The 16,878-nt window shown below is 71.2% G+C and carries 16 protein-coding genes and 1 riboswitch; of the genes, 7 read left to right on the top strand and 9 right to left on the bottom strand.

Annotated features, from left to right (window positions below):
- From ACWEVN_RS37135 to metG, 5 genes are all read right to left on the bottom strand, one after another.
- Positions 1-966: methionine ABC transporter ATP-binding protein (locus ACWEVN_RS37135; RefSeq protein WP_452054394.1), on the bottom strand; the 966-nt coding region annotated here is incomplete at its 3' end.
- A 209-nt stretch (positions 967-1,175) separates the two neighbouring features.
- A riboswitch (SAM riboswitch) is annotated at positions 1,176-1,266 on the bottom strand.
- Positions 1,267-1,392: 126 nt separating this feature from the next.
- A complete protein-coding gene (gene rsmA, locus ACWEVN_RS37130; protein WP_452054393.1) occupies positions 1,393-2,229 on the bottom strand; it encodes a 16S rRNA (adenine(1518)-N(6)/adenine(1519)-N(6))-dimethyltransferase RsmA in 837 nt (278 codons plus the stop codon).
- A 180-nt stretch (positions 2,230-2,409) separates the two neighbouring features.
- Positions 2,410-3,834 carry a transglycosylase family protein gene (locus ACWEVN_RS37125; RefSeq protein ID WP_452054392.1) on the bottom strand — a complete coding sequence of 475 codons (1,425 nt, stop codon included), beginning with the start codon at positions 3,832-3,834 and terminating at the stop codon, positions 2,410-2,412.
- Positions 3,835-4,043: 209 nt separating this feature from the next.
- Entirely contained in the window at positions 4,044-4,880 is an 837-nt protein-coding gene (locus ACWEVN_RS37120; RefSeq protein WP_452054391.1) for a TatD family hydrolase, read from the bottom strand.
- Between the two features lie 10 nt (positions 4,881-4,890).
- Positions 4,891-6,687 carry a methionine--tRNA ligase gene (gene metG, locus ACWEVN_RS37115; protein WP_452054390.1) on the bottom strand — a complete coding sequence of 599 codons (1,797 nt, stop codon included), beginning with the start codon at positions 6,685-6,687 and terminating at the stop codon, positions 4,891-4,893.
- A 253-nt stretch (positions 6,688-6,940) separates the two neighbouring features.
- Here metG and ACWEVN_RS37110 point away from each other — a divergent pair, with 253 nt between their 5' ends.
- The 4 genes from ACWEVN_RS37110 to ACWEVN_RS37095 all read left to right on the top strand — a co-directional run bounded on the left by ACWEVN_RS37110 (position 6,941) and on the right by ACWEVN_RS37095 (position 10,635).
- Positions 6,941-7,918 (top strand): ATP-binding cassette domain-containing protein, encoded by a 978-nt coding sequence (locus ACWEVN_RS37110; protein ID WP_452054389.1) that lies wholly within the window; start codon positions 6,941-6,943, stop codon positions 7,916-7,918.
- Complete coding sequence (locus tag ACWEVN_RS37105; RefSeq protein ID WP_452054388.1) at positions 7,908-8,672, top strand: ABC transporter permease; 765 nt, start codon at positions 7,908-7,910, stop codon at positions 8,670-8,672. The genes ACWEVN_RS37110 and ACWEVN_RS37105 overlap by 11 nt, the downstream gene beginning before the upstream one ends.
- 78 nt (positions 8,673-8,750) lie before the next feature.
- On the top strand, positions 8,751-9,365 hold the full coding sequence (locus ACWEVN_RS37100; RefSeq protein WP_310973908.1) for a glycoside hydrolase family 25 protein: 615 nt from the start codon (positions 8,751-8,753) through the stop codon (positions 9,363-9,365).
- 19 nt (positions 9,366-9,384) lie between these two features.
- Complete coding sequence (locus ACWEVN_RS37095) at positions 9,385-10,635, top strand: aminodeoxychorismate synthase component I (protein ID WP_452054387.1); 1,251 nt, start codon at positions 9,385-9,387, stop codon at positions 10,633-10,635.
- Here ACWEVN_RS37095 and ACWEVN_RS37090 read toward each other — a convergent pair.
- Positions 10,612-11,568, bottom strand: coding sequence for a quinone oxidoreductase family protein (locus ACWEVN_RS37090; RefSeq protein ID WP_452054386.1), 957 nt, complete (start codon positions 11,566-11,568; stop codon positions 10,612-10,614). The two genes, ACWEVN_RS37095 and ACWEVN_RS37090, sit on opposite strands and share 24 nt — an antisense overlap.
- A 51-nt stretch (positions 11,569-11,619) precedes the next feature.
- Here ACWEVN_RS37090 and ACWEVN_RS37085 point away from each other — a divergent pair, with 51 nt between their 5' ends.
- Positions 11,620-12,153, top strand: coding sequence for a QsdR family transcriptional regulator (locus tag ACWEVN_RS37085; protein ID WP_449687049.1), 534 nt, complete (start codon positions 11,620-11,622; stop codon positions 12,151-12,153).
- Here ACWEVN_RS37085 and rsmI read toward each other — a convergent pair.
- Positions 12,146-12,982: a 16S rRNA (cytidine(1402)-2'-O)-methyltransferase gene (rsmI, locus tag ACWEVN_RS37080; RefSeq protein WP_452054385.1), complete on the bottom strand. Its 837-nt coding sequence runs from the start codon at positions 12,980-12,982 to the stop codon at positions 12,146-12,148. The genes ACWEVN_RS37085 and rsmI overlap by 8 nt on opposite strands.
- A gap of 67 nt (positions 12,983-13,049) precedes the next feature.
- Here rsmI and ACWEVN_RS37075 point away from each other — a divergent pair, with 67 nt between their 5' ends.
- Positions 13,050-14,618: a dolichyl-phosphate-mannose--protein mannosyltransferase gene (locus ACWEVN_RS37075; protein WP_452054384.1), complete on the top strand. Its 1,569-nt coding sequence runs from the start codon at positions 13,050-13,052 to the stop codon at positions 14,616-14,618.
- Here ACWEVN_RS37075 and ACWEVN_RS37070 read toward each other — a convergent pair whose 3' ends face one another.
- Complete coding sequence (locus ACWEVN_RS37070) at positions 14,619-15,332, bottom strand: AraC family transcriptional regulator (RefSeq protein WP_452054395.1); 714 nt, start codon at positions 15,330-15,332, stop codon at positions 14,619-14,621.
- Between the two features lie 76 nt (positions 15,333-15,408).
- Between ACWEVN_RS37070 and ACWEVN_RS37065 the strand changes: the two genes are divergently transcribed.
- On the top strand, positions 15,409-15,978 hold the full coding sequence (locus ACWEVN_RS37065; protein ID WP_452054383.1) for a class I SAM-dependent methyltransferase: 570 nt from the start codon (positions 15,409-15,411) through the stop codon (positions 15,976-15,978).
- Here ACWEVN_RS37065 and ACWEVN_RS37060 read toward each other — a convergent pair.
- The coding region (locus tag ACWEVN_RS37060; protein ID WP_452054382.1) for a serine/threonine-protein kinase at positions 15,975-16,878 on the bottom strand (904 nt) is incomplete at its 5' end. The two genes, ACWEVN_RS37065 and ACWEVN_RS37060, sit on opposite strands and share 4 nt — an antisense overlap.

The following is a 16,878-nucleotide window of genomic DNA, read 5'->3' as shown; positions in this document are numbered from 1 at the left end:
AGCCCCGCGGGGGGCCGCGGCGAGCCGCTCGCCCCGGCCACCCCGCCTTCGCCCGCCGAGGAAGCGGGGGCCGACCGGCGTGTCACCGATGCGGGTCAGGCCGCCGCCGATGGTGGCGAACTCGACGTCGAAGCGGCCCGCGGCCTCGGGCAGCAGCGCGCCCACCGACGCGAAACCGACCAGCACGACGTCGGCCGAGCGGTCGTAGCGCGCCGCCTGCGAGCGGGTCGTCTCGATGGCCGGCAGCAGCACCTGGGCGGTGCGGCTGGCCGGGTTCGAGATCAGGTCGAGCACCGTGCCGCGCTCGACGACCGTGCCGTCCTCCAGCACCGCGACGTCGTCGCAGACCCGGCGGACCACGCCCGCGTCCGGCGTCGTGACGACGATCGTGGTGCCCAGCTCGGAGCGCGCCCGGTCGAGGACGGCGAGCACCGCGCCGGCCTCCTCCGGGTCGACGCCGGCGGTCGGGTCGTCGGCGAGCAGCACGGCCGGGGCCGCCGCCAGCGCCTTCGCGACCGCGACGCGGCGGAGCTGCCCGGCGGACAGCTCACCGGGCCGCTGCGTGGCGCGCTGGGTCAGGCCGACGAGGTCGAGCAGCGAGCCGACCCGGCTGCGACGCTGCGGGCCGTCGACGCCGAGCTGCTCGAGCGGGGAAGCGATGTTGCCGGCGATGGTGCGCTCGGCGATCAGCTCCGGTTTCGTGGAGACGACGCCGAGCTGACGGCGGATTTCGCGGAGGCGGCGACCGTCGAGGGTGCCGGTGTTGAGGCCGTCGAGGCGGACGACACCGCGGTCCGGGCGCTCCTGCAGGGCGATGCACCGGGCGAGGACGGACTTGCCCGACCCGGCGGGACCGACCACGCCGAACAGCGAGCCGGCTTGGACGTCGACGCTCACGTCCCGCAGCGCGACGACGGAGTTTCCGTTGGTGGCAAAGGTTTTGGACAGGTTTTCGACGGTGATCACGAAGGCTCCAGAAAACGGGGTGCAGGCAGCGCGCAGCACCCGGCCGCAAGCGAGTTCCGTCCTGTTCGGACGGTGCGTGAAGAAGAGGTGGACCGGCTCGGACTAGCTCAGCGGGAGCGTCGACACGCGGTCACGGAGCGGCGGCCTTCGTCGACAACGCGACGCCTGGTCAGGAGCAGGGGGCGGGCTACCCTCTTCATCGAAAACGGCCTCCATCGGTCCTGGCGGTAGCACCTGCCCTGTGGAGGGTGGTTGCTGCGACTTCGGCGAGCCAGGTCTCTCAGTCGCTCGGGATGGACGTACTGAGTAAAACCGATCCCGAGGAGCGAAAGCAAGCCCGTTGGCCCAGATCACACGAGTGGAGGTGTCCGAATCGCGGGATCAAGGGCTGGGCGGGCGTATTTTCACGCCTCCACTGTGGAGTCGCTAACGCGCGGCGGCGATGCGGGCGAAGTCGTGCACATCCAGCTGCTCGCCACGGGTCTTGGGGTCGATCCCGGCCGCCGTCAGGAGTTCACCGGCGCGCTCGGCCGAGCCCGCCCAGCCCGCGAGCGCGGCCCGGAGCGTCTTCCTGCGTTGTGAGAATGCGGCGTCCACCAGGCCGAAGAGGACGTCCCGGTCGTCGGACGCCGTCGCGTCGGCCCGCTCGAAGGCGACGAGCGCGGAATCGACGTTCGGCACCGGCCAGAACACCGAGCGTGGCACGGCGGCGACCTTGCGTGCGGGGCCGTACCAGGCGAGCTTGACGCTGGGCACGCCGTAGATCCGGCTGCCGGGGCCGGCGGCCATCCGGTCGGCGACCTCGGTCTGCACCATGACGAGGCCGCTCCGGAGGGAGGACACCTCAGCCAGCAGGTGCAGCACGACGGGCACGGCGACGTTGTAGGGCAGGTTCGCGACGAGAGCGGTCGGCTCGCCCAGTTCTTCGCGGGTGACGCGCAGGGCGTCCGCCCCGACGACGGTGAGGTTTCCGGCCGCTTCCGGGCCCCGCTCGGCCACCGTCTCGGGCAGCCGCTCGGCGAGCTTGGGATCGATCTCGACGGCGACCACCCGGGCGCCGGTGGCGAGCAGCCCGAGGGTCAGCGACCCGAGCCCGGGCCCGACTTCGAGGACGACGTCGTCCTCGCCGACGTTCGCCAGCTCGACGATCCGCCGGACGGTGTTGGGGTCGTGCACGAAGTTCTGCCCGAGCTTCTTGGTCGGCCGCACGTCGAGTTCGGCCGCCAGCGCACGGATTTCGGCCGGTCCCAGCAGTTCAACCACCGGACGAGCCTACTTGAACCCGGATTTCGCGTGATCAGAGGCGCATCTCGCGTGGTCAGAGGCGGATCTCGCGTGGTCAGAGGCGGATCTCGCGTGATTGAGCGCGGATCTCGCGTGATTGGAGGGGCGACACGCGGAACGGCCCCCGTCCGGTGGACGGGGGCCGTTTCGAAGTGGGGCTCAGGCCTTCTTGCCGCAGACCGGCCAGGCGCTGTAGCCGCCGCGGGCGTCGCGGACCTTCTCCGCGACCGCGATCTGCTGCTCGCGCGAAGCCTGGTTCGGCAGGTTCGCGTATTGGTCGCCGCCGTAGGCGTCCCACGTGCGCTTGTCGAACTGGAGGCCGCCGTAGTAGCCGTTGCCGGTGTTGATGGCCCAGTTGCCGCCCGACTCGCACTGCGCGATGCGGTCCCACGCGGAGCCGTCGCCGATCGCCGGGGTCGGGGCTTCCTTGGTGCCGACGTGGACGATCTTCGGCTTCGGCTGGGTGATGACCTTCTCGGAGATGCTCTCCCGGCCGACCTCTTTGCCGTTCTTCTGCGTGACCTTGTAGGTCACTTCCTTCTCGCCCGGCGTGCCGGGGTCCTCGACCTGCGTCTTGCCCTTGGCGAGGTTCGGGTCGTCGACGCGCTGCTCGGGCGGGTCGATGCTCTCCTTCTGGACGACCGTCGAGACGCCGGTGCGGCTGATGTGCACCTCGGCGCCGTCGGTCAGCTTGACGTCCAGGCCGCCCTCGGCCTGGTCCTCCGGGCCCAGGGTGAGCTTGTACTCGCCCAGGAACTCCTTCGTCGTCACGGCCGTGGTCTTGACCTGCTTCGGCGCGTTCCCGCCGTCGTACAGGGTGATGTTCTTGAGCGTCTTGATCTCGACGGTCGCGCCCTGCAGCGGCAGCTCGCCGCTCTTCGGCATCGACATCCAGGTGCCGGCCTTGTCCATCTCGGTCATCCCGAGCTGGCTCAGCGCGTCGCCGAGGTGGGTCGCGCGGACCCAGGAGGTGCGCTCGGCGCCGTCGACGATCAGCTTCAGCTGGCGGCCGCGCTCGAGCTTGATGACGCCGCCGTCGCCGACCTCCGCCTGCGGGGAGGGCGAGAGCGAGTCGTGCTCGCCGACGGACAGGCCCGCGTCCTCGAGCACCTCGCCGACGGTGCCGCCGAAGGAGTGCACGGTCTGCTGGTGGCCGTCGACGTCGACGGTGATGCTCTTGTTCATCGCCAGCGCGGCCGCGCCGCCGCCGGCGACGCTGATCATGACGCTGAGGACGGCGCCCTTGAGGAACCGGCGCTTCCAGACCTTGGTCGTCTGGCGGAGGCCCTCGTCCAGAGCCGCACGACGCGCTTCGGGGGAAGCGGTGCGGTCCTCCTCGAGGCCGTCCGGGATGACGATCGGCGGCAGGTACGTCGTCTCGGCGTTGATGAGGCGGATCAGTTCGTCGACGTCGACGTCGATCTCGGCCATCATCGCGTCGGCATCGGGGCCGAGCGCGGCGAGGATGTCCTGCTGCGTGATGTTCGGGTCGTCGGAGAAGTCGAGCTGGCCGTACGCGGTGTCCTCGAAATGACTGCGTTCGAGGACGGCGGAGCGCGCTCCAGCCTGTCTGCTACCTGTCACCGGGGATCGTTCCCTTTCACGAGACGACGGTCGGGGGCGCCGTCTCTACGACTGGGCGTGACGATCGGCAACTACTGAGCGCAGGTCCGACCGGCACGATCACGGGACAGTAACGGGTCGCGGCGGGTTGCGCAAACACCCCCCGGAGTGTCGTGATCTGGGTCACTCCATCAGGTGGACGAGCCGGAAACCCTGTTGTCGCAATGCGTTCACCCCGAGGTGACGCTGGGGAGTCGGTAGACCCGCTCGGCGGTGGTCCGGACCGCTTCGGCGACTTCGTGGACAGCTTCGCCCCTGAGCGCCGCGAGGTGACGGACGGTGTAAGCGGCGCCGAACGGCTCGTTCGGCCGCCCACGGAACGGGTGGGGGGTCAGAAACGGCGCGTCGGTCTCGACGAGGTACTGCCCCGGCGGGCAGAGCCGGGCCGCCTCGTGGAGCCCCTTCGCGTTCTTGAACGTCACCGTGCCCGCGAAGGAAAGGACAAAGCCCGCGTCGACGCACTTGCGGGCCATTTCCGCGTCCCCGGAAAAACAATGGAAAATTACGGCATTCGGCGCACCCTCTTCGGCCAGGATGCGCAACACGTCGTCGTGGGCCTCGCGGTCGTGGATCATCAGCGGCTTGCCGAGCCGCTTCGCGAGGTCGATGTGCCAGCGGAACGCCTCCTGCTGGGCGTCGTGCGGCGAGTAGTCCCAGTAGTAGTCGAGGCCGGTCTCGCCGACGGCGACCACCCGCTCGTGCCCGGCCAGCCGCTCGACCTCGGCCTTCTCGGCCTCGCCGAACTCCTTGGTCCGGGTCGGGTGGATCGCGACGGCGGCCCAGACCCGGCTGTCCCAGCCGGCGGCCTCGGCGGCCCAGCGGGCCGAGGCGAGGTCGTCCGCGACCGTGACGACGCGGGCGACGCCGGCGCGCTCGGCGCGGTCGACCATGGCCGTGACATCGGCCGCGGTGACCGCGCCGCACGCGTCGAGATGGGTGTGCGCGTCCACCACCGACACCGGGAGCCTGTCCGGGACCGGCGGCAGCTCGCGCTTCTCGTCACCCATGCACTACCTCTTACTCCTTGACGATCGGTGCCCACTCCGGGCCGGTCTCGCCGAGCGCCGGGTCGAGCTTGGTGAACAGCGGCGACGGCTTGGCCAGCGGCTTGCCGACCTCGATCGGCGTCGACTCCCACTTGGCCTGCTCGGCCGCGTAGTCGCCGGTGAGGATCGGGTTGACCCGGCCGTCGATGTCGAGGTCGTCGACCTCCTTGAGCTCCGGCTGGGCGGCCCAGACGCCGGTGCCGCCGAGGGCCTCGTGCACCTTCTGGGCCGAGTGCGGCAGGAACGGTGTCAGCAGCGTGTTGGCGTCCGAGACGACCTGCAGCGCGGTGTGCAGCACCGTGTCCCGCCGCGTGGGGTCGTCCTTGAGCTTCCACGGCTCCTGGTCGGAGATGTACTTGTTCGCCGCGGTGACGACCTTCATCGCCTCGGCCGCCGCCAGCTTGAACCGGGACCGGGCCAGGTGCGCGCCCGCGGTGTCGAACGCCTTGCGCGACAACGCCTTCAGCTCTTCGTCGGCCGCCGTCGGGGCCTCCGGGCGCGGGATGGCGCCGACGTTCTTGTGCGCCATCGAGATCGACCGGTTGACCAGGTTGCCCCACTCGTTGGCCAGCTCGAAGTTGGTCCGGCGGACGAACTCGTCCCAGGTGAAGTCGGTGTCCTGGGTCTCCGGGCCGGCGACCGAGATGAAGTACCGCAGTGTGTCCGGGCCGAAGTCGCGCAGGAAGTCCTCGACGTAGATCACGCGCCCGCGCGAGGTCGAGAACTTCGAGCCGCTCATGGTGAGGAACTCGCTGGAGACGATCTCGTCGGGCAGGTGCAGCTTGCCGTACTTGCCGGGCTCGCCGCCCTTGTCACCCTCGCCGTTGTGGCCGAACAGCAGGGCCGGCCAGATCTGGGCGTGGAAGGTGATGTTGTCCTTGCCCATGAAGTAGTAGGACCGGGCGTCGGCGTTGTTCCACCACTCCTGCCACGCGTCCGGGTTGCCGGAGCGCCGCGCCCACTCGACACTGGCCGAGAAGTACCCGATCACCGCGTCGAACCAGACGTAGAACCGCTTCAGCGGCTGGTCGCGCCAGCCGTCGAGGGGGATCTTGACGCCCCAGTCGAGGTCGCGGGTGATCGGCCGCGGCCGCATGTCGTCGATCAGGTTCTTGGTGAAGTTGAGGACGTTCGGGCGCCAGTCGGTCTTCGTCGACAGCCAGTCGCCGAGGGTCTTGGTGAACGCCGGCAGGTCGAGGAAGTAGTGCTCGGTCTCGACGAACTTCGGCGTCTCGCCGTTGATCCGCGACTTCGGGTTGATCAGCTCCGCGGCGTCGAGCTGGTTGCCGCAGTTGTCGCACTGGTCGCCGCGCGCGCCGTCGTACCCGCAGATCGGGCAGGTGCCCTCGACGTAGCGGTCGGGCAGCGTGCGGCCGGTGGACGGGCTGATCGCCCCGCGCGTGGTCTTGGGCACGACGTAGCCGTTGCGGTGCAGCGCGAGAAAGATCTGCTGCGTCACCTCGGCGTGGTTGCCGGTCGTGGTGCGGGTGAACAGGTCGTAGGAGAGGCCGAGGCCCTGCAGGTCGGTGCCGATCTGGCGGGTGTACTTGTCCGCCGTCTCCTGCGGGGTCGAGTTCTCCTTGTCCGCCTGGACGGTGATCGGGGTGCCGTGTTCGTCGGTCCCGGACACCATGAGCACCCGGTTGCCGGCCATTCGCTGGTAGCGGGAGAAGACGTCGGACGGGACGCCGAATCCGGACACGTGGCCGATGTGGCGGGGGCCGTTGGCATAGGGCCAGGCCACCGCGGTCAACACAGGGGTGCTCATACCTTATTAGCCTACGGAGGGCGTCACGCGCGTTTTCGGGAGGGAGGCCCCGGTTGTCGGCGACACACCACACCCTGAAGAAGACGACCGCCGAGGACCTGCTGGAGCCAGGTCGACGTCGAGCCGGGCGAAGCAGGCCCGGACCGGATCGCCCACCGGGTCACCGAGGACGGCGACCGGGAGTTCCACCTGCGGTGGGGCACAGAGTGCGCCTCACTAGTCAAGTTTGACTAAATTTTCGAGAGGGGATCTCATGATCACGGCACGCGGTCTCGAGCGGCGGTTCCGCCGCAAGGGCCGCACTGGGGGCGAAGTCCACGCGGTGAAGGGCGTCGACCTCGACGTCGAAGCGGGTGAGCTGGTCGGCTTCCTCGGGCCCAACGGCGCCGGGAAGACGACCACCCTGCGGATGCTGACCACGCTGCTGAAGCCGACCGCGGGCACCGCGACCGTCGGCGGCCGCGACCTGCTCGAAGACCCGCTGGGCGTGCGCAAGCGCATCGGCTACGTCGCCCAGGGCGGCGGCAGCGCACCCGAAAGCAAGGTCGCCGACGAACTGGAGCTGCAGGGCCGGCTCTACCGGATGACCAAGGCCGACGCGATCGCGCGCGGCGCCGAACTCGCCGAACAGCTCGACCTGACCGGGCTGGACCAGCGGCTGACCAAGACGCTCTCGGGCGGGCAGCGGCGGCGGCTCGACATCGCGCTCGGCCTGATCCACTCGCCCGGCCTGGTGTTCCTCGACGAGCCGTCGACCGGCCTCGACCCGCAGAGCCGCGCCAACCTGTGGGACCACATCCGCCGGCTGCGCGCCGAACAAGGGGTCACGGTCTTCCTGACCACCCACTACCTCGACGAAGCGGACGCGCTGTCGGACCGGCTGATCGTGATCGACGACGGCCGGATCGTCGCCGAGGGGACGCCGGACGCGCTCAAGGCGCGGGTCAACGGCGACCGCGTCGAGGTGGGCGTGGCCCCGGAGCAGGCCGCGGACGCCGCGGAGATCGCCGGGCGGCTCGCGGGCGCCCAGGAGCTGTCGGTCGACGGCGGGGAGATCCGGTTCCGGGTGCCGCGCGGCGACGTCGCGCTGCCGGAGCTGCTGCGGGCGCTGGACGCGAAGAGCATCGCGATGCTGTCGGTGGAGGTCCACCGGCCGACGCTCGACGACGTCTTCCTGACGCTGACCGGGCGTTCGCTGCGGGAAGCGGAGGAGGCCGGCCGTGCTGCGTGACACCTGGCTGATCTTCCGCCGCGACATGACCGCGGCCCTGCGCAACCCGACCTGGGTGCTGATCGGGATCATGCAGCCGCTGCTGTACCTGTTCCTGTTCGGGCCGCTGATGGTGCAGGCCATGCAGGGCCAGGGCCTGACCGAAGTGCAGGGCTGGATGCTGCTGACGCCGGCGCTGATCGCCCAGCTGGCGCTGTTCGGCAGCTCGTTCGTCGGCTTCGGGCTGCTGGCCGATTACCGCTCCGGCGTCGTCGAGCGGTTCCGGGTGACGCCGGTCAGCCGGGTCGCGCTGCTGCTGGGCAAGGTGCTGGCCAACGCGCTGCAGGCGGTGGTGCAGGCCGTGCTGATCATCGTGCTGGCCGCGCTGGTCTTCCCGCTCGACGCCCCGGTGGCGGGTGTGCTGCTGTGCCTGGTGATCGTGTTCCTGATGGCGGTGTCGCTGGCGTCGTGCTCCTACGCGCTGGCGTTGACGCTGAAGAGCGAGGAGACGTTCCCGGCGCTGCTCAACGCGGTGCTCATCCCGCTGTTGCTGCTCTCCGGGATCCTGCTGCCGATCACCGCCGGGAAGGCGCCGGACTGGCTCTACACGGTCTCGCGGCTCAACCCGTTCCGGCACGTCGTCGACGTCGAGCGGAACAGTTTCGGCGGCGACTTCACGATGGACGCCCTGTTCACGGGCAGTGTCGTGGTGCTGGTGATGGCGGTGTTTTCCCTGTGGTGGGGCACCCGGACGTTCCAGAAGGAAAACGCCTGATCAACCGCGCGTTTGTCACTGCGGGTCCGTCCCCGGCGACGTATGGTGTGCTCTCCACCGACGTGCCGGGGGCGGACCGTGACAGAGCCGGAGAGTGAGCTCGGCATTTCGCTGTCGCACCGCGAGCGGGTGGCCGACTGGCAGGCCGTCCGTGCCGCGCAGACCCGGTTCGTGTCGGTGACGATCAGCGAGAACGTCAACTGGAGCAATCCCGCGGCGGAGCGCAACCTGGCCGGCGCGCAGGAAGCCGGGCTGCACGCGGGCGGGCGCCACTACGCCCGCCCCGGCGCGGTCCACGACCAAGCGGACTTCTTCGTGCGGACGGCGAGCCGGCTCGGCGCGTTCGCCCCCGGCTCGCTGGCGCCGGCCCTGGAGGTGGCCGCGCCGAGCGTCGACGACCGGTTCGTCAAGGCGTGGATCAAGCACGTCCGGCACGCGGCGCGCATCGAGCGGGTGCTGGTCTACGCCGACCACGACTGCTGGGCGCACCGGCTGCACCCGGACCGCTGGGCCGACAGCGAGGTCGTGCTGTGGCTGATCCGGCACAACGGCATCCCCGGCCGGCCGGGCTGGTTCCACTCGCGGCTCGGGGTGCACCAGCACGCGTACGCCCCGGACGTCCCCGGCATCGCGGCGCCGGTGGAGCAGAACGCCGTCGTGTACCCGTTCACATTGGGCGACCTGCTGCTCTGACGTGTGGTGGTATGTCGCCATGCGCGTGACGAGCAGGGCACTCCGGACGGACGTGACGCCGGCGCGCGCGTTCTCGGTGCTGGCCCACCACGCCGCTTCGCGCGGGTTGCCGCCGCCGGCGATGCTGTCCGGTGAGTGGTTTTCTTCCCGGGCCGTGATCGCGCCGTCGCTGGCCGTCTCCCCGTCCGCGTTGCCTTCGTTCGCGCCGGAGGTCGACGCGGAACCCGGCGTGCTCGGCGGCGGCTGGTTCGGGTACCTGTCCTACGACTCGGCGGATCCGTCCGGCCGCACCGGCGCGCTGCCCGCGGCCGCCTGGGGCTGGGCGGACCACGTGCTGCGCTGGTCCGGCTCGGGGACGTGCTACCTGGAGTCCCTGGACGGCGGCGGCCCCTCGGTGTCCACAATGGAGTCACTGCTGGCTTCCCCGCCGCCGTCGCTTTCGTGGACGGCGGGACCGTTGCAGCGTCCGCTGCCGTCGGAGCACCGGGACGCGGTGAAGGCGTGCGTGCACGCGATCGAAGCCGGGGAGCTGTTCCAGGCCAACATCTGCGCCCGGTTCACGGGTTCGTTCTCGGGGTCTCCCGCGGCGCTGTTCGCGGCGGGGGTGTCTTCGCTGTCGCCCCGCCGCGCGGCCTTCTTGTCGGGGACGTGGGGGTCGGTGGTTTCGTTCTCGCCGGAGCTGTTCCTCGCGCGCCACGGGCGTTCGGTGCGCTCGACGCCGATCAAGGGGACGCTCCCCCGCCGCGGGCCCGAGGACGACGGGAACGCCGCGCTGCTGCGGCGGTCCACCAAGGACGTCGCGGAGAACGTGATGATCACCGATCTGGTGCGCAACGACCTCGGCCGGGTGTGCGAGGTCGGGTCGGTGACGGTCCCGTCGCTGCTGCAGGTCCGCCCGGCACCGGGAGTCTGGCACCTGGACTCGACGGTGACGGGCGTGCTGCGGCCTCCGGTTTCGGACGCCGCGTTGCTGGAAGCGACCTTCCCGCCGGGGTCGGTGACGGGCGCGCCGAAGATCCGCGCGCTGGACCTGATCGCGGCCTTGGAGCCGCGCGGGCGCGGGGTCTACACGGGCGCGATCGGGCTGGTGTCGCCGGTGGCGGGGCTGGAGCTGAACGTCGCGATCCGCACGTTCGAAATCGCCGAGGGCACGATCGCCCTCGGCGTGGGCGGCGGCATCACGGCCGATTCGGACCCGGAGGCGGAGTGGCAGGAGTGCCTCCACAAGGCCGCACCCCTGGAACGCCTACTTGCCGGGGTCGAGCAGTAGCTTCCCGACCGTCTTGCGCGACCGCAGGGCCTCGTGCGCGCCACGGGCGTCCGACAGCGCGTACTCGCCGCCCGGGATCGCCTTGAGCTTGTTTTCGAGGACCAGGTCGAACAGCTCCGTCAGCGCCGTCCCGAAGACGTTGCCCGGCACCCGGAAGACGTGCGGGAGCCACATGCCGCTGATCGTCGTGCTGTGGCCGAGGACGTTGCGCAGCTCCACCGGCTTCGGGTTCTCGCGGCCCGCCATGCCGTAGAAGGCCAGCCGCCCGAAGGGGGCGAGGGCGGCGATGCTCTGGTCGGTGGTCGTGCCGCCGACCATGTCGAGCACGACGTCGACGCGGCGGCCGTTGTTCGCCTCGATCAGGGCGGCCGTCATGTCCTCGGCACGCGAGTCGATGGCGACGTCCGCGCCCAGTTCGAGGGCGAGCGCGCGCTTCTCCTCGCTGCTCGCGGTGGCGATGACGCGCCCGGCGCCCCAGGCCTTGGCGAGCTGGACGGCGACCGTCCCGACCCCGCCGGCGGCCGCGTGCACGACGACCGATTCGCCTTCGGCCAGGTGGGCGTTCTTGCGGAGCAGGACCCACGCGGTCGTGCCCTGGACCAGCATGGACAGCGCGGTGAGGTCGTCGATGCCCTCGGGCACCGGGAACGTCGTGGCCGACGGCGCGACGGCCTTCTCGGCGTACCCGCCACCGCCGTTGAGCAGGGCGACGACCCGCTTGCCGTCCTGGGTGCCGACGACCTCGCCGCCGGGGACGAGCGGCAGCTGCGACGGCGCGAGGTAGGAGTTCTCGGCCTGGTGGGTGTCGGCGTAGTTGACGCCGATGCGCTCGACGTCGATGAGCACCTCGCCGGGGCCGGCCACCGGGTCGGGCAGCTCGACGGGGGTGAGCACCTCGGGTCCGCCGAACTCGGTCACCTGCACTGCGCGCATGTCGCGTTCCCTCTCCATCAGCAGCCCCGTGGTTGTGAGACATTCTGACATATGTCTCAGGAGTTCGACGTGGCCCGTGAGTGGTTCCTGTCCGGCCGCCGGCTGGACATGGGCGAGCTGGCGCAGGAGCTGTCCATCAGCCGCGCGACGCTGCACCGCCGCATCGGCAGCCGCGATCGGCTCCTCGGCGAGATCCTGTGGTCGCTCTCGGAGGTCACGATCGCCCACCTGTGGCCTTCGTGCGTCGGCCGCGGCGCGGCCGGGATCGCGGACTTCGTGAGCGGGTACGTCCGGCTGGCGAACGACGCACCGCCGTTCCGCGACTTCCTCCGCCGCGAGCCGGAGCGCGCTTTGCGGCTGCTGACGACCCGCGCCAGCGTTTGCCAACGCCGGACGACGGAGAAGCTGGTCACGCTGCTGGAGGGCGAGGTCGCGGCCGGGCGGCTGGTCCCACCGCTGCCGGTGCCGGATCTGGCTTACCTGCTGGTGCGGATCGGCGAGTCGTTCGTGTACACGGACGTGATCACCGGCGACGCGCCCGATGCGGAGAAGGCGCACGCCGCGGTGACCGCGTTGCTCACTTGACCCGCGCCGCCAGCACCGCGTCGTAGAGCTCCTTTTTGGACACCCCGGCCGCCTCGGCGACCTCCGCCGCCGCGGACTTCAGGCGCTCGCCGGACGCCACCCGCTCCGCCACCTCGCCCACCAGGTCCGCCACCGAAACCGCGCGCGGCTCGGCGCCCGAGAGCACCACCGTGATCTCCCCGCGCACGCCCTCCGCGGCCCACTCGGCCAGCTCTTCGAGCGTCCCCCGCTTCACCTCTTCGTACGTCTTCGTCAGCTCCCGGCACACCGCCGCGCGCCGGTCCGGCCCCAGAACCGCGGCCGCATCGGACAAAAGGGATGCCAGGCGGTGCGGGGACTCGAAGAACACCGCCGTCCGGGGCTCGTCGCGCAACGCCGTCAGCCAGCGCGTCCGCTCGCCCGGCTTGCGGGGCGCGAACCCCTCGAAGCAGAACCGGTCGCACGGCAAACCGGACAACGCCAGCGCCGTCGTCACCGCGGACGGGCCCGGGAGGCACGTCACCGGTAGGTCCTCCGCCACGCACGCCGCCACCAGGCGGAAGCCCGGGTCGGACACGCTCGGCATGCCGGCGTCCGTCACCAGGACCACCGTTTCGCCCGCCCGCAACGCTTCGAGCAGCTTGGGCAGGCGCGCCGCCTCGACGTCTTCGTAGAAGCTCACCACCCGGCCGCGCGGGGTCACGCCCAGCGCCGTCGCCAGCGACCGGAACCGGCGGGTGTCCTCGGCCGCGACGACATCGGCGTCCGCCAGGGCCGAAGCCAGGCGCGGAGAAGCGTCGCGGACGTCGCCGAGCGGGGTGGCGGCGAGGATCAGACGGCCCTGGGTCACCCGGCCAGCCTAGGCTGATCAGCGGATCCGGACGACGGACGCCCTGCCTCGCCCGTAGGATCGCCCCGTGACCGCCGTGCTGACCCGTCCCGACGACGAAAGCGTCCGGCCGGACCCGGTCGAGGCGCTCCGGCCGCCCACCGACCGCGAGCTGACCCTGCTCGGCCGAGGCATGCCGGCCGACCGGCTGCGCGGCTGGGTCGTCACCATCGTGCTGACCGTGATCGGCGGCATCGTCCGCCTGCAGAACCTCGGCGTGCCGACCGACAAGGGCAGCCCGGTCTTCGACGAGAAGCACTACGTCCCGCAGGCGTGGCAGGTGCTGCGCAACGGCGGTTACGAGGACAACTACGGCTACGAGCTGGTCGTCCACCCGCCGCTGGCCAAGCAGCTGATCGCGATCGGCGAATGGCTGTTCGGCTACAACGGCTGGGGCTGGCGGATCATGCCCGCGCTGGCCGGCACGCTGCTGGTGCTGCTGGTCGTCCGCGTCGCCCGCCGCCTGACCCGCTCCACGCTGCTCGGCGGCATCGCCGGCATCCTGGTGATCAGCGACGGCGTGCTGCACCTGCAGTCGCGGATGGGCATGCTCGACATCTTCATCGCGCTGTTCGTCTTCGCCGCGTTCGCCTGCCTGCTCGTCGACCGCGATCAGGTGCGCGAGCGGCTGGCGACGGCGGTCCGCGAGGGCTGGGTCAACGAGTCCGTCTGGGGCCCCAAGCTGGGCTTCCGCTGGTGGCGGTTCGCGACCGGGCTGATGATCGGGCTCACCTTCGGCGTCAAGTGGTCGGCGCTGTACTACATCGTCGCGTTCGGGCTGCTGTGCGTGTTCTTCGACGTCGCGGCCCGGCGCGCGGCCGGCGTCGAACGGCCCTGGCTGGGCACGATCCGCCGGGACGTGCTGCCCGCGCTGTGGGCCATCCTGATCATCCCGTTCCTGATGTACTTCGCCGCGTACTGGGCCTGGTTCGCCAGCGAGACGGCGACCGATCGGCACTACACCGAGATCAAGGACATCGCGCCAGGCTTCTGGTCATGGGTGCCGCCGGCGCTGCGCTCGCTCGGCGACTACACGGCGAACGTCCTGCACTTCCACGAAACGCTGGTCACACCCAAGGACAACCCACACCCGTGGGAGTCCAAGCCGTGGACGTGGCCGATGGGCCTGCGCCCGATGCTCTACAGCTACAACGGCGAAGTCACCGGCTGCGGCGAGGCCCGCTGCATCAGCGCGACGATGCTGATCGGCACCCCGGCGATGTGGTGGCTGGCGATCCCGATGCTCGGCTGGGCGGCCTGGCGCTCGATCTTCCGCGCGGACTGGCGCTTCGCGGCGGTCCTGGTCGGCTACCTCGGCGGGTACGTCTTCTGGTTCACCAACATCGACCGCCAGATGTACTTCTTCTACGCGACCCCGCTGGCGGCGTTCCTGGTTCTGGGGCTGACGTTGTGCCTGGGCCAGATCCTGGGCAGCGCGCGGCGCGGCTTCGAGAGACGCGGGACAGGTCTGCTCGTGGTGTCGCTGTACGTCGGACTGGTGGTGGCGAACTTCGCCTGGCTGTGGCCGATCCTGAACGGCATCGCGATCACGAACGGCCAGTGGGAGGCCGAGCGCTGGCTGCCGTCCTGGCGGTAGTCAGCCCGCGAAGTAGGCGCCCGGCGTGACCCCAACGGCGCGCCGGAAGGCGGCGACGAACGCGCTGGCCGAGCTGTACCCGACCCGGTAGGCCACCGTCTCCAGCGGCGTGCCCTGGGCCAGCAGCGGCAGGGCCGCACGCAGCCGCACCTGCGTGCGCCAGGTCCCGAACGGCATCCGGCACTCCCGGACGAAGATCCGCGCGAGCGTGCGTTCCGCGGCACCGACGTCCCGGCCGAACTCGGCGAGCGTGCGGGCGTCGGCCGGGTTCGCCAGCACCGCGCGCTCGACGTCACGCGCCCGCGGATCTTCCGGTGCCGGCACCACGATGGGCACCACGTCGAGGGGCTCCAGCAGATCGAAGGCCACGGCTTCGGCACGCAGCCGGGCGTCGGGCGCGACGCCGTCGCCGGTCAGGTACTCCAGCAGTTCCCGCAGCAGCGGCCGCACGACGACCATTCGCGGTTCCGGCCACGACACCGGCGAGCGCGCCGGATCGGCGTAAATGCCCCGCAGCGCGGCCCGCCCGAGCGCGCCGGTCCGGTGCCGCACGCCGGCGGGCATCCAGAGGGCCCGCGTCGGCGGGAGGACCCAGCCCGCGTCACCCGCCTTGACCGCGACGACACCGCGCGCCGACCAGACGAGCTGGTGCGCCGGGTGCTCGTGCCACGGGAACCAGGTCCCGGCGGGCAGGTCGAACGCGCCGAGCAGCATGGCTTGGCTGTTTCGCGACATCGGTTGGCAGCGTATCGGCTACCGGTCACCGCCGTCTCGAAATAGCGTCGGACGCATGCCGATGAACCTCATCCACCGCAAGATCTGCAGCTCGGCCAAGTGGGCGGACACGGTCGAGGAACGCCTGACACCCTGGCTGGCCCGCCACGACCTCGGCGACGACGTCCTCGAAATCGGCCCCGGCTTCGGCGCGACGACGATGGTGCTGCTCGACGTGGTCCCGAAGCTGACGGTCCTGGAGATCGACCCGGCCTCGACGTCGCTCCTGCGGGACAAGTTCGGCACGCGCGCGGAGGTCGTCGAGGGCAGCGGCGCGGAGATGCCGTTCGAGAGCGGCCGCTTCTCGGCGGTCGTGTGCTTCACGATGCTGCACCACGTCCCGACGGCGGCGCTGCAGGACGCGATCTTCGCCGAGGCCGCGCGGGTGCTGCGGCCGGGCGGGAAGTTCTGCGGCACGGACAGCCAGCTCAGCTTCCGGTTCCGGCTGCTGCACATCGGCGACACGATGAACGTGCTCGACGCCGGCCACCTGCCAGGCCGGCTCGCCGGAGCCGGCTTCGAGCAGGTCGAAGTGAAGGCACGGCCGAAGGAGATCGTGACCTTCTCGGCGGTGAAGCCCGGTTAGCGGCGCGGCAGCTGACTCCCCGGCTGGCGCGGGACGACCCGCGTCACCGGGCCGTCGGCCGACTTGCCCGCCCGTGACAGCCAGCCCTCGACCTCGCGCCGCACCGCGTTCAGCGTCGGGCGCCGGCGCGGCTCCGGGTCCAGTGACGCCGCCAGCAGCCGCGCGTGCGCACTCCGCTGGGGCAGCCGCGACACCGGCTCCGCACGGGCCGCCGCCATCAACGCCGCCATCGGTGTCTCGCGTGTTCCACGCGGCGGCTGGCCCGACAGCGCGTAGCTGATCGTCGCCGCCAGCTGCCACGCGTCCGACGCCGGCGATGCCGCCGAGCCCATCGCCTGCTCGGGGGCCACGAAGTCCGGCGTGCCGATCATCATGCCCGTCGCCGTCATCTTCGAGTCACCCTGGCTGCGGGCGATGCCGAAGTCGATCAGGTGGGCCAGGCCGCTCGGGTCGAGGACGATGTTCGACGGCTTGATGTCGCGGTGCAGGACGCCCTTCTCGTGCGCCGCCGCCAGTGCGCCCGCCATCGTCGCCCACAGGCGGCCCGCCGCGACGTCGTCCAGCGGCCCCTGGCCGTCGACCAGCTCGGCCAGCGGGCGGCCCTCCAGGTACTCCATCACCAGCGCCAGGCCGTCCGGCTCCTCGGCCAGGTCGTACACCTTGACGCAGTTCGGGTGGCTGACCACGGCCAGCGCGCGGGCTTCGCGCTGCATGCGCTCGGCCGTGTCGCGGTCCGGCGCGTGCGCGATCTTCAGCGCGACCGTGCGGTTCAGCTGGGTGTCGACGGCCTGCCAGACCGTGCCGAACCCGCCCGCGCCCAGCTGCTTGACGCGGCGGTAGCGGCTACCCCCGGCATTGCGGGAGCCCGGCGGCGGCGGGATCGGGCCCGGCGCCGCGGCC

The sequence above is a fragment of the Amycolatopsis sp. NPDC003861 genome (genome assembly GCF_053605405.1).
The sequence above is the reverse complement of the archived record's forward strand: the minus strand, read 5'-3'. Positions and strand labels throughout refer to the sequence as shown.

What these genes read in the sequence shown, in the direction of transcription:
- ACWEVN_RS37120 (WP_452054391.1), bottom strand. Translation starts at nt 4,880, where the DNA reads ATGGGTGACGAGAAGCGCGAGCTGCCGCCGGTCCCGGACAGGCTCCCG.
- metG (WP_452054390.1), bottom strand. Translation starts at nt 6,687, where the DNA reads ATGAGCACCCCTGTGTTGACCGCGGTGGCCTGGCCCTATGCCAACGGC.
- ACWEVN_RS37110 (WP_452054389.1), top strand. Translation starts at nt 6,941, where the DNA reads ATGATCACGGCACGCGGTCTCGAGCGGCGGTTCCGCCGCAAGGGCCGC.
- ACWEVN_RS37095 (WP_452054387.1), top strand. Translation starts at nt 9,385, where the DNA reads ATGCGCGTGACGAGCAGGGCACTCCGGACGGACGTGACGCCGGCGCGC.
- ACWEVN_RS37090 (WP_452054386.1), bottom strand. Translation starts at nt 11,568, where the DNA reads ATGCGCGCAGTGCAGGTGACCGAGTTCGGCGGACCCGAGGTGCTCACC.
- ACWEVN_RS37085 (WP_449687049.1), top strand. Translation starts at nt 11,620, where the DNA reads ATGTCTCAGGAGTTCGACGTGGCCCGTGAGTGGTTCCTGTCCGGCCGC.
- ACWEVN_RS37070 (WP_452054395.1), bottom strand. Translation starts at nt 15,332, where the DNA reads ATGCTGCTCGGCGCGTTCGACCTGCCCGCCGGGACCTGGTTCCCGTGG.
- ACWEVN_RS37065 (WP_452054383.1), top strand. Translation starts at nt 15,409, where the DNA reads ATGCCGATGAACCTCATCCACCGCAAGATCTGCAGCTCGGCCAAGTGG.